The 14,327-nt window shown below is 39.1% G+C and carries 15 protein-coding genes; all 15 read left to right on the top strand.

Annotated elements, in window-relative coordinates; translation table 11 throughout:
- The first annotated feature begins 6 nt into the window (after positions 1-6).
- A complete protein-coding gene (locus PTUN_RS13850; RefSeq protein WP_040643741.1) occupies positions 7-609 on the top strand; it encodes an alpha-ketoglutarate-dependent dioxygenase AlkB family protein in 603 nt (200 codons plus the stop codon).
- Between the two features lie 178 nt (positions 610-787).
- A complete protein-coding gene (locus tag PTUN_RS13845) occupies positions 788-1,111 on the top strand; it encodes a BolA family protein (protein WP_009837554.1) in 324 nt (107 codons plus the stop codon).
- 195 nt (positions 1,112-1,306) lie between these two features.
- A complete protein-coding gene (locus PTUN_RS13840; protein ID WP_232284982.1) occupies positions 1,307-1,744 on the top strand; it encodes a TRAP transporter small permease subunit in 438 nt (145 codons plus the stop codon).
- A gap of 1 nt (position 1,745) precedes the next feature.
- Entirely contained in the window at positions 1,746-3,125 is a 1,380-nt protein-coding gene (locus tag PTUN_RS13835) for a TRAP transporter large permease (protein ID WP_009837552.1), read from the top strand.
- A gap of 12 nt (positions 3,126-3,137) precedes the next feature.
- The gene (locus PTUN_RS13830; protein ID WP_009837551.1) at positions 3,138-4,247 is read left to right on the top strand and encodes a TRAP transporter substrate-binding protein; all 1,110 of its coding nucleotides are present in this window, start codon (positions 3,138-3,140) and stop codon (positions 4,245-4,247) included.
- 122 nt (positions 4,248-4,369) lie between these two features.
- Complete coding sequence (gene fabV / locus PTUN_RS13825; protein WP_009837550.1) at positions 4,370-5,560, top strand: enoyl-ACP reductase FabV; 1,191 nt, start codon at positions 4,370-4,372, stop codon at positions 5,558-5,560.
- Positions 5,561-5,962: 402 nt separating this feature from the next.
- The gene (locus tag PTUN_RS13820; RefSeq protein WP_040643737.1) at positions 5,963-7,306 is read left to right on the top strand and encodes a Na(+)-translocating NADH-quinone reductase subunit A; all 1,344 of its coding nucleotides are present in this window, start codon (positions 5,963-5,965) and stop codon (positions 7,304-7,306) included.
- Between the two features lie 2 nt (positions 7,307-7,308).
- Positions 7,309-8,511, top strand: coding sequence for an NADH:ubiquinone reductase (Na(+)-transporting) subunit B (locus tag PTUN_RS13815; RefSeq protein WP_009837548.1), 1,203 nt, complete (start codon positions 7,309-7,311; stop codon positions 8,509-8,511).
- A complete protein-coding gene (locus tag PTUN_RS13810) occupies positions 8,504-9,256 on the top strand; it encodes a Na(+)-translocating NADH-quinone reductase subunit C (protein WP_009837547.1) in 753 nt (250 codons plus the stop codon). The genes PTUN_RS13815 and PTUN_RS13810 overlap by 8 nt, the downstream gene beginning before the upstream one ends.
- On the top strand, positions 9,249-9,881 hold the full coding sequence (locus PTUN_RS13805; protein WP_009837546.1) for an NADH:ubiquinone reductase (Na(+)-transporting) subunit D: 633 nt from the start codon (positions 9,249-9,251) through the stop codon (positions 9,879-9,881). Before PTUN_RS13810 ends, PTUN_RS13805 begins: the two co-directional genes overlap by 8 nt.
- Positions 9,882-9,891: 10 nt before the next feature.
- The gene (gene nqrE / locus PTUN_RS13800) at positions 9,892-10,500 is read left to right on the top strand and encodes an NADH:ubiquinone reductase (Na(+)-transporting) subunit E (RefSeq protein ID WP_009837545.1); all 609 of its coding nucleotides are present in this window, start codon (positions 9,892-9,894) and stop codon (positions 10,498-10,500) included.
- 19 nt (positions 10,501-10,519) lie between these two features.
- On the top strand, positions 10,520-11,746 hold the full coding sequence (nqrF, locus tag PTUN_RS13795) for an NADH:ubiquinone reductase (Na(+)-transporting) subunit F (protein WP_009837544.1): 1,227 nt from the start codon (positions 10,520-10,522) through the stop codon (positions 11,744-11,746).
- A gap of 111 nt (positions 11,747-11,857) precedes the next feature.
- On the top strand, positions 11,858-12,901 hold the full coding sequence (locus PTUN_RS13790) for an FAD:protein FMN transferase (protein WP_009837543.1): 1,044 nt from the start codon (positions 11,858-11,860) through the stop codon (positions 12,899-12,901).
- A gap of 80 nt (positions 12,902-12,981) precedes the next feature.
- The gene (nqrM, locus tag PTUN_RS13785) at positions 12,982-13,194 is read left to right on the top strand and encodes a (Na+)-NQR maturation NqrM (protein WP_009837542.1); all 213 of its coding nucleotides are present in this window, start codon (positions 12,982-12,984) and stop codon (positions 13,192-13,194) included.
- A gap of 81 nt (positions 13,195-13,275) precedes the next feature.
- On the top strand, positions 13,276-14,325 hold the full coding sequence (gene dinB / locus PTUN_RS13780; RefSeq protein WP_040643669.1) for a DNA polymerase IV: 1,050 nt from the start codon (positions 13,276-13,278) through the stop codon (positions 14,323-14,325).
- Positions 14,326-14,327 lie beyond the last annotated feature (2 nt).

Raw genomic sequence — 14,327 nt, 5'->3', positions numbered from 1 at the left:
TTTACCATGCCTTTGTTCAACACCAAGGTTAAATCCTTACCAAATGGCTTTATTTGCCATCAAAATACCATTAGTAGCGTTAAGGCGGATGCGTTGTACCACTATTTGCTAGATGAGTGTGCCTGGCAGCAACCCAAAATTGTTATTTATGGTAAAACGGTTTCTATCCCGCGATTGCAATGTTATATCGCTGATGAAGGGCTTGAGTATCAGTATTCGGGGTTAACCATGGCTCCAGAACCTTGGTCCGCTGTATTACTGGCAATCAAAAATAGATTAAGCCATACCTTCGGCGTTCCTTTTAATGCTTTGCTGGTTAATTGGTATCGAGATGGCCAAGATAGTATGGGCTGGCATAGCGATGATGAACCTGAGCTTGGTCGTGAACCTTGTATTGCATCACTATCATTAGGCGCCAGTCGCCTGTTTAAGATGAGACAAAAGCAGACGCTACAGGTTTATAATTTACAATTGCAAAGTGGAGACTGCCTGCTAATGTCTGGTCGTTCGCAGCTCGATTTTCAACATAGTTTGCCAAAGCAACCAAGCGTAAAACAGGGGCGTATTAATTTAACATTTCGTTATGTTTTGCCTCATCATGTTAGGTAATTCAATTTAAACCCTTTTTTTAAAAAATCGAATTTTAGCTATAGCCTGCATCGTTTTTACAATAAAATAATCTTTGTTGTGCACACAAGCGCTTGGCTCAATCGGCAAAAAAATAGCGCAGCGGTTAAAGCGTTATGCGCTACAGTTTCACTAAGATTAATTAAAGGTTAAGTCTATCATGCAAATGCAAATCAGAATTGAAGAAAAGCTTATCGCTCAATTTAACTGTCAACACCTTGAAGTTATTAATGAAAGTCATATGCACAGTGCGGGGTTAGAGTCACATTTTAAGGTGGTTATTGTAACTGAGGATTTTGCAAATCAACGTTTATTACAACGCCATAGAGCCATTAATGCTGTATTGGCTGATGAGTTAGCGAATCACATTCATGCACTCGCGCTTCATACTTATACACCTCATGAATGGACCGATTTATATCACCAAGCGCCATTATCACCTAAATGCTTAGGTGGTTCTAAAAAAGTGAGCGCAACACTTTAAATTGATGTTTCTGATATGAAAACAAATAACAAAGGTTTATTAGATGTTATTTAAGTGTTAGATTTTCGCGTATGTTGTTAATTTTAAATTCTAGTTATGCGAAGTCTAATTCACATTTTTTGTATCAGTCTTGAAAAACTCACTGAAAAATTAGGGCTAGTTATTTCGTGGTTTACCGTTTTGATGGTGGTGATTATGACCGCCGTGGTAATTTTGCGTTATGGTTTTAATTTGGGGTGGATTGGCATGCAAGAGTCAATTGTGTACTTGCATGCGTGTGTTTTTATGTTGGGCTGTGGTTATGCGCTCAAGCATAATAGCCATGTCCGAGTTGATGTTTTTTACCGCAAATTATCACCTAAAAGGCAAGCAATTATCGATTTTTTTGGTTGCTTGTTGTTATTAATGCCAACCCTTGGTTTTATATTTTGGGCCAGCTTTGATTATGTCGAGCAATCTTGGCTTTTATCTGAAGGCTCAATCGAAGCGGGTGGCTTACCTTTTGTTTATCTGCTTAAAACACTACTTTTATTAATGCCATTGACCTTGTTTTTACAAGCGATTGTGATGTTACTTCGTGCTGCAATAACCGTTTTCCCTGCCTTTTTAGCGCCTCATCCAAAGGAGTTTTAAGATGGATTATTTGGCGTTATATCTCTTTGGTTTAGTGTGTTTGGTGCTTTTAACTGGTTTTCCGGTTGCGTTTGCGTTGGCTGGCACATCATTGTTATTTGCCGGTTTTGGGGTGTTGCTAGGTCATTTTGATATGGCTTTTTTACATGCATTACCTAATCGCCTATATGGCATTATGAGTAATACCACGTTGCTTGCTGTGCCCTTATTTGTATTTATGGGCATGATGCTAGAAAAATCAAAAGTGGCGGAAAATTTACTTGACGCCATGGCGATTTTATTTGGCAAAACTAAAGCTGGAATGGGCATTGCTGTGACTTTGGTTGGTATGCTGTTGGCTGCAAGTACAGGTATTGTAGGGGCGACAGTGGTCACTATGGGGTTGCTTGCTTTACCGACCATGTTAAAGCGTGGGTATTGTGCACGTTACAGTACTGGCATCATCGCTGCGACGGGGACTCTAGGGCAGATTATTCCACCTTCAATTGCATTAGTCTTACTGGGAGATGTACTCGCCAGTAGTTATCAACAAGCGCAACTGAACATGGGGATTTTTTCTCCAAAAACGATTTCAGTAGGGGATCTGTTTGCTGGGGCGATAGTGCCAGGCTTTATTCTGGTTGGTTTTTATATTCTTTATTCTGTTGTGCTTGCTATCGTCAAACCGTCGCAAGTACCGAGTTTAACGGATGAAGATATCTCGGCTATAAAAGAGCGGCGAAAAGTTGGGCCATTGATGGCATTGATCCCACCATTAATGCTTATTGCTGTGGTGCTTGGTTCAATTTTATTGGGTTTTGCCACACCGACAGAGGCTTCGGGGATTGGTGCTTTTGGGGCTATGGTACTTGCTCTTTGGCAAAAGCAGCTTAATTTAGCCAATTTAAACTATGTGATGCAAGGCACGTTAAAAGTGACGGCCATGGTCTTTATGATTTTGATTGGTGCAGCTATTTTCTCATTGGTATTTAGAGGTTTTGGTGGCGAAGAACTGGTGGTGAGTTTATTTGAGCAATTACCCGGCGGCGTTTTTTCAGCTGTGGTTGTTGTGATGTTTGTGATGTTTTTGCTTGGTTTTATTCTTGATTTTATAGAAATAACCTTTGTTGTGGTGCCAATTGTTGCTCCTATTCTATTAATGCTGGGAGTTGATCCAATTTGGCTTGGGATCATGATTGCTGTTAATTTACAAACCTCATTTTTAACACCGCCATTTGGCTTTGCCCTTTTTTATTTAAGAGGGGTCGCAGAGAAATCAATTTTAACAACCGACATTTATAAAGGTGTAATTCCATTTGTGCTGATCCAATTATTGTTATTAGTATTGATGGCTATTTACCCTGAACTGGTGACATGGTTACCTTCAAAATTATATGGATAGGAAAAATAATAAATGAAAAATAAACTCATTCCATGGTGTGCTATTTTCTTCGGTTTTATTTTGAGTGGTTGCGGCGATAAAACGCCTGCAGAGCAAAATCAAGTAACGACTCATAGCGCAGTTTATGAAGAGCCTGCACCGATTAAATGGAAGTTGGTGACCAGTTGGCCAAAGAATTACCCGGGTTTAGGCACCGCACCTGAACGTTTTGCTAAAAACGTAGAGCTGATGAGTAATGGACGCCTTAAAATTAAAGTTTACGGCGCCGGTGAAATGGTACCTGGTTTTGAAGTGTTTGATACGGTGTCAGCTGGTACGGCACAAATGGGCCATAGTGCGGCTTATTATTGGAAAGGTAAAATTCCAGCCGCACAATTTTTTACTGCAATTCCATTTGGTATGAATGCTCAAGAGGTAAACGGTTGGTTACACCATGGTGGTGGTTTAAAGTTATGGCAAGACTTGTATGCCCCCTTTAATTTAATACCCGCCGCAGGTGGCAATACTGGAGTGCAACTTGCTGGCTGGTTCAAAAAAGAAATCAACAGTGTGGATGATTTACAAGGGTTAAAAATGCGGATCCCAGGTTTAGGTGGCGAGGTATTGAAAAAGTTGGGCGGTATCCCTGTGTCGCTAACCGGAGGTGATTTATTCACAGCACTGCAAACTGGAGCTATTGATGCAACTGAGTGGGTGGGTCCCTATAATGATTTAGCATTTGGCTTAAATAAAGCGGCCGAGTTTTATTATTATTCAGGGTGGCATGAGCCGGGTGCAAACTTAGAGTTTCTAATCAATAAAGATGCGTTTAATGCGCTACCAAAAGATTTACAAGCAATTGTAACAGCGGCAATGCGTGTAGCAAATACAGATATGCTAGATGAATATACTGCGCGAAATAATGAAGCGTTAGAGCAATTAAAAAATAAATATCATGTTGATATTAGACCGTTACCGCCCGAAGTGATGGCTGCATTAAAACAAGCAACAGCGCAAGTGATGCAAGAACAAATAGCAGCAGATCCTAAAATGAATGAAATTTGGCAATCGTATGATGCATTTTTACAACAAGTAATCAGTTATCATACAATTTCAGAGAAAGCGTATTATCTAAATCGTTAAAAAACAGATAAATAAGGCGCTATATGCGCCTTTTTTTAATATTATGCTGCTGATCAGACCTGTTTTAATTAAATGTGATTTAAACTAGCTGACAGTTTTATGTGATGGATATGGAATCAAAAATGGTAATCAAACCTAAAATCCGTGGATTTATCTGCACCAATGCACATCCAGTTGGCTGTGCTGAACATGTAAAAGAACAAATTGCATACGTTAAATCGCAAGGCGAAATTGCAAATGGCCCAAAAAATGTTTTAGTGATTGGTGCCTCTACTGGCTACGGTCTTGCTTCTCGTATCACAGCTGCGTTTGCATCAAATGCAAAAACCTTAGGTATCTTTTTTGAAAAAGAAGGAACTGAAGGTAAGACAGGTTCAGCGGGTTGGTACAATTCTGCTGCGTTTCATCATGAAGCAGAGCAACAAGGTTTATGGGCTAAAAGCATTAATGGCGATGCTTTTTCAAATGAAATCAAAGAAAAAACCATTGCAACTATCAAAGCTGAGATGGGTAAAGTTGATTTAATTATTTATAGCTTAGCGTCTCCTCGTCGTACAGACCCGACTTCAGGTGAAGTGTTTTCATCAACACTTAAGCCTATTGGTCAATCTGTTACTACTAAAAATTTAAATACCTCTAAGCGCGTTATTGATTCGATCACTGTAGAAGCTGCCAATGAAGATGAAATTGCTAATACTGTAAAAGTAATGGGCGGCGAGGATTGGGAATTATGGCTAAATGCATTAAAAGATGCGGATGTATTAGCTGATAACTTCAAAACAACTGCTTACACTTATATTGGTAAAGAGCTAACTTGGCCTATTTATGGTCACGCCACGATTGGTAAAGCAAAAGAAGATTTAGATCGTGCTGTGGTTGCTATTAAGCAAGCAACAGCCCATTTAAAAGGTGAGGCGTATGTGTCATCGTTAAATGCGGTTGTGACACAAGCAAGTTCAGCAATTCCAATTATGCCGCTTTATATTTCTGCTTTATTTAAAGTGATGAAAGCTGACGGTACTTATGAGGGCACAATTGAGCAAATTTATGGTTTGTTTGCTGAAAATTTATTTGGCGCAACACCGCGTTTAGATGCAGATGGTCATTTATTTCAAAACTATAAAGAACTTGAAGATGACGTACAAAGTCGTATTCAAATCATCTGGGATAGCGTTGATTCCGATACTATTGATGAGTTGACCGATTATGTTGGTTATCACAATGAGTTTTTACGTTTGTTCGGTTTTGGTATTGAGCATTTAGATTATGATGCTGAAGTTGACCCTGTAACACCAATTGCGCAGATGGTATAAGCTACTAAAAAATAAAAGGTCGCAATATGCGGCCTTTTTTTTATCCTCAGCTAAACTATCATCTGGCTTTTAAAAAGCGAATTGCAGCTTAGATTTAGCTAAATAGACTATTGACATTTCTAAAGTTAAATCATTTTTTTTTATTTACTCTTCGAAATTTGCGCTGCGCAAAATATAAGCTTCAATTAGATAATTTGTATAAAGAATTTTGACAATTAGGCTCGCATATACAGAGATAATAATGTTAAAATTCGGTGGATATGTGTGGGTTTCACTGTGTAACCTAGCATTGTTTGATAAAAAATATTGTCGAGCGATGTACTTTAGTGGACTTAAAAATAAGTTGGCTTATACAGTAAGCAGAATTTTCAGTTTCTTTCCGTTAATGTAATGCAAGTGCGTATGATCAATATAAAAAAAGGTCTGGATCTTCCTATTGAAGGCGCGCCTCAGCAAGTTATTCATGATGGCTCTGCCGTCAAACGAGTGGCTGTGCTAGGTGAAGAATTCATCGGAATGCGTCCTACCATGCTAGTTCGCATGGATGACCAAGTCAAAAAAGGCCAAGTTCTTTTTATTGATAAAAAGAACCCAGGTGTAAAATACACTGCGCCAGCTGCTGGTGTAGTTAAAGAAATTAACCGTGGTGCTAAACGTGTTTTGCAATCGGTTGTCATCGAACTAGATGGTAACGAGCAAATCACCTTTAACTCTTTCTCGGCAGGTGAGCTTGCGACCCTAGATCGTGAAAAAGTTAAAGAAGTACTTGTTGAATCAGGCCAATGGCCGGCGTTACGAACACGTCCTTTCAGTAAAGTTGCGGCTTTGGATGCAAATCCTAGCTCTATCTTCGTTACTGCAAGTGATACTAACCCATTAGCTGCAGATCCTGCAGTGATCATTGCTGAGCATAGCGAAGCATTTGAAGCAGGTTTAGTTGTGCTATCTCGTTTAACAGATGGCAAAGTGTTTGTATGTAAAACCGCTGGTAGTGTTGTTCCTAGCTCTTCTATTGCTTCTGTCGAAGTACATGAATTTGCTGGTGTGCATCCTGCAGGTCTTGTTGGTACCCACATTCACTTCCTTGATCCAGTATCGCTTTCTAAGCAGGTTTGGCATTTAGGTTATCAAGACGTAATTGCGTTTGGTAAGTTATTCCTTACCGGTGAAATCTTCACTGATCGTGTGGTTTCTCTTGCTGGTCCTTCAGTTAAAAATCCTCGTCTAATTAAAACTAGACTAGGTGTTTCGTTAACTGAATTAGTATCAGGTGAACTTGAAGACGGTGAAAACCGTATCATTTCTGGTTCTGTTTTATCTGGTACTATCGCTGCGGGCCCACAAGCTTACTTAGGTCGTTATCACAATCAAGTTTCTGTTCTGGTCGAAGGCCGTGAAAAAGAGCTATTTGGTTGGATAGTACCTGGAAGCAAGAAATTCTCGGTAACACGTACATTCTTGTCGCATTTATCACCGAAACGTTTGTTTAATATGACAACGTCAACCGGTGGTTCTAGTCGTTCTATGGTACCAATTGGTAACTATGAGCGTGTAATGCCGCTAGATATTTTACCGACGCTTTTATTGCGTGATTTAATTTCTCGTGATTTAGACAGTGCTATGTCTTTAGGTGCGTTGGAATTAGATGAAGAAGATTTAGCGTTATGTACCTTCGTTTGTCCTGGTAAATACGAGTTTGGTCCTATCCTTCGTGAATGCCTGACAACTATTGAGAAGGAAGGTTAATAATGAGCTTAAAGAATTATTTAGAAGAAATTGAACACAATTTCGAGCCAGGTGGTAAGTACGAAAAGTTCTACGCTTTATATGAAGCAGCAGCAACAATTTTCTATACTCCTGGTTTAGTGACAAAATCTGGTTCTCACGTTCGTGATAACATCGATCTAAAACGTATTATGATCTTAGTTTGGATGGCAACATTCCCAGCTATGTTTTTTGGTATGTTTAACATTGGTCATCAAGCTGCTGGCGCATTAGCGAGTGGTTTTGAGCTTGCAAATACTTGGCAAGTTGGCCTATTCCAATTGCTTGGTGGTAACTTAACCGCAGAAGCTGGTTGGGGCGCTAAGATGTTTTATGGTGCTTGTTTCTTCCTACCTATTTACGCAGTTACCTTTATCGTAGGTGGCTTTTGGGAAGTAATTTTTGCATCGGTACGTAAGCATGAAGTTAACGAAGGTTTCTTTGTAACATCAGTACTGTTTGCATTAATTCTGCCTGCTACAATTCCTTTATGGCAAGTAGCCCTTGGTATCACTTTTGGTGTTGTTATCGCAAAAGAAGTATTTGGTGGAACAGGTCGTAACTTCTTAAATCCTGCGCTTGCTGGTCGTGCGTTTTTATTCTTTGCTTACCCAGCTCAAATCTCGGGTGACACGGTATGGACTGCTGTTGATGCGTTTTCTGGCGCAACAATGTTAGGTCAGGCTGTTGTTGGTAGCATCGACTATAGCAACATGGATTTATGGTTTAATGCTTTTTATGGCTTTATCCAAGGTTCAGTTGGTGAAACTTCTACGCTTGCCATTATGCTAGGTGGTTTATTCTTGATTTACGTAAGAATAGCTTCGTGGCGAATTGTTTCGGGTGTGATGATTGGTATGGTAGCCACTTCATTCTTACTCAATGCAATTGGTTCTGATACAAATGCTATGTTTGCAATGCCTTGGCATTGGCACTTAGTACTAGGTGGATTTGCATTTGGTATGTTCTTCATGGCTACAGACCCTGTGTCTGCGTCATTTACCGATAAAGCAAAATGGTCTTACGGTATCTTAATTGGTTTTATGGTTGTGATGATCCGTGTAGTAAACCCAGCGTACCCAGAAGGTATGATGTTAGCTATTCTATTTGCTAATTTGTTTGCACCGTTATTCGATCACTTCGTTGTGCAGTCTAACATCAAGAGGAGGTTAGCACGCAATGTCTAGTAATAGCGAATCTATTGGTAAAACGCTTGGTGTCGTTACTGCACTTTGTTTAGTGTGTGCTATTTTCGTATCATTCGCATCAGTACAACTTCGTCCGTTTCAAGATGAAAATAAAGCAAAAGATATTCAACGTAATATTTTAGCTGCTGCTGGTTTTTCTGATGTGAAAGATGTTAAAGCGGTGTTTGAACAAAATATTGAAGCGCGTGTTATTAATTTTAAAACGGGTGAATTTACAAACACAGATCCTAAATCATTTGACTTCGAAAAGACTAAGTTTGATCAAAAACGTAGTATTAAGCTTGATAAAGCTACCGATACTGCGGGTATCTTACGTATGACTGAAGAGTCACCAGTCTATATCGCTAAAGGTAAAAATGGTGGAATCGATTCTATTATTTTACCTATTCAAGGATATGGTCTTTGGGGTGTTATGTATGGTTTTATTTCTTTAGAAGCCGATACAACCACAGTTAAATCAATTAACTTCTATAAGCATAATGAAACACCTGGTCTAGGTGGCGAAATCCAAAATAAAGCTTGGGTTGCAACTTGGTCTGGTAAACAACTTCCTATTGATATCGTAAAAGGTACAGCTGGTAGTGATGCTCATAAAGTTGATGGTTTATCAGGTGCGACATTAACATCTAAAGGTGTTGATCACACAGTTAAATTCTGGACGAGTGAAAATGCATTTGGTCCTTTCCTTGCTAAAGTTCGTCAAGGAGCATTAAACAATGGCTAATACTAAAGAAATGAAGTCGGTTCTATTAGGGCCAATTCTTGCTAACAACCCGATTGCTTTACAAGTACTAGGTGTTTGTTCTGCGCTTGCTGTTACGTCAAGTCTGAAAAATGCGTTAATAATGTCAATAGCATTAACATTAGTAACTGCTTTTTCAAGCATGTTTATTTCGATGATCCGTAACCAGATCCCATCAAGTGTTCGTATCATTGTACAAATGACTATTATTGCATCATTAGTAATCGTTGTAGACCAAGTATTACAAGCCTTCTCTTATGCAACAGCAAAAGAGCTTTCGGTTTTTGTAGGTCTAATTATTACTAACTGTATCGTAATGGGCCGTGCTGAAGCATATGCGATGAAATCTCCACCATTGATGTCATTCTTAGATGGTATCGGTAATGGTTTAGGTTATTCATTAATCTTAATTACAGTTGGTTTTGTACGTGAGTTATTTGGTTCAGGTAAACTATTTGGTGCTGAGATTTTACCTTTAGTCTCTGATGGCGGTTGGTATCAACCTATGGGTCTATTGATCCTGCCACCAAGTTCTTTCTTCATTATTGGTTTGATCATATGGGTACTTCGTACTTATAGGAAAGAACAAGTAGAAGCGAAAGGTTAAGGGCGCAATAATGGAACATTATATTAGTTTATTTGTTAAAGCGGTTTTCATTGAAAACTTAGCATTATCATTTTTCTTAGGTATGTGTACTTTCTTAGCTGTATCTAAAAAAGTAACAACTTCAATCGGCCTTGGTATCGCAGTTATTATTGTTTTAGGTATTTCAGTACCTGTAAATAACTTAGTTTTCCACGCCGTACTTGCTCCAGGTGCACTTGAGTGGTTAGGTTACCCAGAAGCTGACTTAAGCTTCTTACGTTTCTTAACCTTTATCGGTGTTATCGCTGCATTAGTTCAAATTCTTGAAATGGCCTTAGATAAATATTTCCCTGCGCTTTATAACGCTCTTGGGATTTTCTTACCGTTAATCACAGTAAACTGTGCAATTTTCGGTGCGGTTTCTTTCATGGTTGAACGTAATTACAACTTTGGTGAGTCGGTTGTTTATGGTGTAGGTGCAGGGGTAGGCTGGGCTTTAGCTATCGCAACACTTGCTGGTATTCGTGAGAAAATGAAATATGCAGACGTTCCTGATGGCTTACGTGGTTTAGGTATTACCTTTATTACTGTAGGTTTAATGGGCTTAGGCTTTATGTCATTCTCTGGTATTTCACTATAAAAGGTAGCAAGGAAAAATCATGCTTGAGGTATATTTAGGCGTAGGTATGTTCACCGCTATCGTGGTACTGCTGGTTTTAGTCATTGTTGCGGCTAAATCTAAGTTAGTAGCAAGTGGTGATATCTTGATTGGTATCAATGGTGATACTACAAAAACAATTAAAACATCTGCAGGTAATAAGTTACTTGGCGCATTAGCTGACGCTGGTATCTTTATTTCTTCTGCCTGTGGCGGCGGTGGTTCTTGTGGCCAGTGTCGTGTTCACATCCACTCAGGTGGCGGTGATATCTTACCAACAGAGTTAAGCCATATTTCTAAAGGTGAAGCTCGTGAAGGTTGTCGTTTAGCGTGTCAGGTTAATGTTAAAACTGACATGGAAATTGAACTTGAAGAGTCAATTTTTGGAGTTAAGAAATGGGAATGTGAAGTTATCTCTAATGATAACAAAGCAACTTTCATTAAAGAACTTAAGCTAGGCATCCCTGATGGTGAGTCTGTTCCGTTCCGTGCAGGTGGTTATATCCAAATTGAAGCACCAGCTCATCACATTAAATATGCAGATTTTGATGTGCCAACTGAATACCGTGGTGATTGGGAGCGTTTTGGCTTCTTCAATCTGGAGTCAAAAGTAGACGAGGAAACTATCCGCGCTTACTCAATGGCTAACTATCCAGAAGAAGAAGGCATTATCATGTTAAACGTGCGTATTGCCTCGCCGCCGCCAAATAACTTAACTCTGCCTTGTGGTAAAATGTCTTCGTACATTTGGTCGTTAAAACCGGGTGATAAAGTTTGGATTTCAGGTCCATTTGGTGAGTTCTTTGCAAAAGATACAGATGCAGAAATGATCTTTGTTGGTGGTGGTGCTGGTATGGCTCCAATGCGCTCACATATATTCGATCAACTTAAGCGTCTTAAATCTAAGCGTAAGATGAGCTTCTGGTACGGTGCGCGTTCTAAACGTGAGATGTTCTACGTTGAAGATTTTGATGGCCTAGCGGCTGAAAATGAAAACTTCGTATGGCATTGTGCATTATCAGATCCACAACCTGAAGATAACTGGGAAGGCTATAAAGGCTTTATCCATAATGTGCTTTATGAAAACTATTTACGTGATCATGATGCACCAGAAGATTGTGAGTTCTACATGTGTGGACCTCCAATGATGAATGCTGCAGTTATCAATATGCTTAAAGAGTTAGGTGTTGAAGAAGAAAACATCTTACTTGATGATTTTGGTGGCTAGCACCAAAGTTTAGACCCATAATTGAATGAATTAGGGTAATATAAGGCTTCTTATTAGATGTATCTAATAAGAAGCCTTTTTATTTGTACTGATAAAAGTTTGAGGATTAAGATGAGAAGCTTGGGTTGGAAACACAGTTGGTTTGTACTAGTTAGCGTATTGTTTTTTGGCTTGCTATTACAAGGTTGTGAGCCAGATAAAAAAGACAGTCGTTTTCAGGAAGTATTATTACAAGGTAAAACCATGGGAACGACTTTTACTATTAAAGCATTTGTTCCAGTTAGTCAGATACAGTCACTTAATTTATATTCTGATATTACTCAAATACTAGCTGATGTTAATCAGTCTATGTCGACTTATATTCCAGATTCAGAAATTAGCCGCTTTAATCGCTCAACCGATTTAACTCCATTTCCTATCTCTGATGACTTTAGAATCGTAGTTGCAGAATCTATTCGTCTTGGTAAAAGCACTCAAACACTCGATGTGACAATGGGACCTCTCATTAATTTATGGGGTTTTGGGCCGGATAAGCACCCTGATCGTGTACCAAGTGATGATGAAATTAGAGCGATTAAACAACGTATTGGTGTTGATAAATTAGTGCTAAATGAGCAAGGGATAGCAAAAACGATCCCAGATCTTGAGCTAAGCTTTTCAGCAATAGCAAAAGGGTACGGAATTGATAAAGTTGCTTTGTTTTTAGAAAAGCAGGGCCTTACAAATTATATGGTTGAAATTGGCGGTGAACTGCGAATTTCAGGTACAAAAGAGAACAATGAACCTTGGACTATTGCAATTGAAGAACCTGATGTAAATTTATTGCAACGTGCGATTCATAAAACGTTGCATCCAGGCACTATGTCGGTGGCAACATCTGGTGACTATCGAATTTATTTTGAGGTCGATGGCGTGCCATATGCGCATATTATTAGCCCTACGACCGGTAAACCTATAATCAAAGACTTAGTATCTGTGACAGTATTAAACCCTTCAGCAATGACAGCTGATGGCCTTGCAACCGCTTTAGTTGCAATGGGCACAGAAAAAGCAAAAGCATATGTTGAGCAAAACAATATCCCAGCTTACTTAATTTCTAAAACAGATAAAGGATTAGAGTCATTTGCAAGTAAGGCTTTTGCCCCTTATATGTAGTTATTGCCGTGATTTTAGTCAGTGCTCGGGGTATAATCAGCTTTAAGCACTATTAGTTATGATTCATTTTGGGGCCAAAAATGTCTTTATATGTTCTGTCATTTGTTTTATTTATTATTGTTATTGCGGCAATGGCTGTTGGTATGATTTTTCAAAAAAAATCGATGGCTAGCAGTTGTGGTGGTTTAGGTGCTGTTGGTGTTGAAAAAGCATGTGATTGTGACGATCCATGTGATAAGCGAAAAAAACGAATGGCCAAAGAGCAGATTTGGAAAGAAAACCAAATTCTATAACTCAAAATGAACTAAAAAGCGCTTCGGCGCTTTTTTTGTTACTCTAAAAATGATACTGTATAAAAAAACAGTGTTATTTGTATGAAAAAGTTCATTCACATTGATATGGATTGTTTTTATGCCGCAGTTGAAATGCGTGACAATCCAGCATTAACAAAACTCCCTATCGCAATTGGTGGCAATAGCCGCAGAGGGGTGCTTTGTACTGCCAATTATGTTGCGCGTCAATTTGGTGTACGCGCTGCAATGTCAAATTATCAAGCTAAAAAACTTTGCCCAGACTTGGTGATGATCCCCGGTCGAATGGACGTTTATAAAAATATCTCAAAGCAAATCAGAGCAATTTTTTATCGTTATACTGACCTCGTTGAGCCTCTGTCTTTAGATGAAGCATACCTCGATGTAACTGATTGTCAGGCATGTTTTGGTAGTGCTACGTTAATTGCACGGCAAATTCGCGACGAAATTTTTGCACAAACACAACTTACCGCTTCAGCTGGAATTGCACCGATTAAGTTTATCGCTAAAATTGCGAGTGATTTAAATAAACCTAATGGACAATTTGTGGTTGAACCTTCACAAGTTCAGCCTTTCCTAGCCCAGTTAGCATTACAAAAAATTCCGGGAGTCGGTAAAGTTACCTTTGAAAAGCTAAAGGTGATGGGCTTATTACAAGGGCAAGACGTTATTGACCGTGGTGAAAGCTGGATGCTCCATCACTTAGGCCAATTCGGTTTGGAATTATTTAGAAAGTGCGCTGGAAAGCATGTGGGTCAAGTTAATCCAGACCGAACTAGAAAGTCACTGAGTGTCGAACATACTTATGAATATGATTTAACCTCGTATCTATTATGCGAAGAAAAATTAAGCGGGCTATTAATAGAACTGCAAGTTCGCCTTGAAAAGCAGCAATTGTTAGATCGAATTGGTAAACTATCGGTTAAAGTTAAATTTTCTGATTTTGTAAGTACCACTGCAGATTTCAGTTGTAGTGCATTAAATTTAGATATTTTTAAACAGCTACTCTTTAAAGCTTATTCTCGTGGTGGGCAAAAGGGTGTGAGGCTATTGGGAATTGGCGTTGGGTTAGCTGACGAAGTTGTCAGCACCCAACTCAGTTTTGAATGCTAGTT

This window comes from Pseudoalteromonas tunicata (genome assembly GCF_002310815.1).
In the GTDB taxonomy this organism is placed as follows: Bacteria; Pseudomonadota; Gammaproteobacteria; order Enterobacterales; family Alteromonadaceae; genus Pseudoalteromonas; species Pseudoalteromonas tunicata.
The sequence above is the reverse complement of the archived record's forward strand: the minus strand, read 5'-3'. Positions and strand labels throughout refer to the sequence as shown.

Bases quoted from the DNA above. Each gene is read 5' to 3' on its own strand.
- nqrF (WP_009837544.1), top strand. From the start codon at position 10,520: ATGCTTGAGGTATATTTAGGCGTAGGTATGTTCACCGCTATCGTGGTA.
- PTUN_RS13810 (WP_009837547.1), top strand. From the start codon at position 8,504: ATGTCTAGTAATAGCGAATCTATTGGTAAAACGCTTGGTGTCGTTACT.
- PTUN_RS13815 (WP_009837548.1), top strand. From the start codon at position 7,309: ATGAGCTTAAAGAATTATTTAGAAGAAATTGAACACAATTTCGAGCCA.
- PTUN_RS13830 (WP_009837551.1), top strand. From the start codon at position 3,138: ATGAAAAATAAACTCATTCCATGGTGTGCTATTTTCTTCGGTTTTATT.
- fabV (WP_009837550.1), top strand. From the start codon at position 4,370: ATGGTAATCAAACCTAAAATCCGTGGATTTATCTGCACCAATGCACAT.
- PTUN_RS13850 (WP_040643741.1), top strand. From the start codon at position 7: ATGCCTTTGTTCAACACCAAGGTTAAATCCTTACCAAATGGCTTTATT.
- PTUN_RS13820 (WP_040643737.1), top strand. From the start codon at position 5,963: ATGATCAATATAAAAAAAGGTCTGGATCTTCCTATTGAAGGCGCGCCT.
- dinB (WP_040643669.1), top strand. From the start codon at position 13,276: ATGAAAAAGTTCATTCACATTGATATGGATTGTTTTTATGCCGCAGTT.
- nqrM (WP_009837542.1), top strand. From the start codon at position 12,982: ATGTCTTTATATGTTCTGTCATTTGTTTTATTTATTATTGTTATTGCG.
- PTUN_RS13840 (WP_232284982.1), top strand. From the start codon at position 1,307: ATGACCGCCGTGGTAATTTTGCGTTATGGTTTTAATTTGGGGTGGATT.
- nqrE (WP_009837545.1), top strand. From the start codon at position 9,892: ATGGAACATTATATTAGTTTATTTGTTAAAGCGGTTTTCATTGAAAAC.
- PTUN_RS13790 (WP_009837543.1), top strand. From the start codon at position 11,858: ATGAGAAGCTTGGGTTGGAAACACAGTTGGTTTGTACTAGTTAGCGTA.
- PTUN_RS13835 (WP_009837552.1), top strand. From the start codon at position 1,746: ATGGATTATTTGGCGTTATATCTCTTTGGTTTAGTGTGTTTGGTGCTT.
- PTUN_RS13845 (WP_009837554.1), top strand. From the start codon at position 788: ATGCAAATGCAAATCAGAATTGAAGAAAAGCTTATCGCTCAATTTAAC.
- PTUN_RS13805 (WP_009837546.1), top strand. From the start codon at position 9,249: ATGGCTAATACTAAAGAAATGAAGTCGGTTCTATTAGGGCCAATTCTT.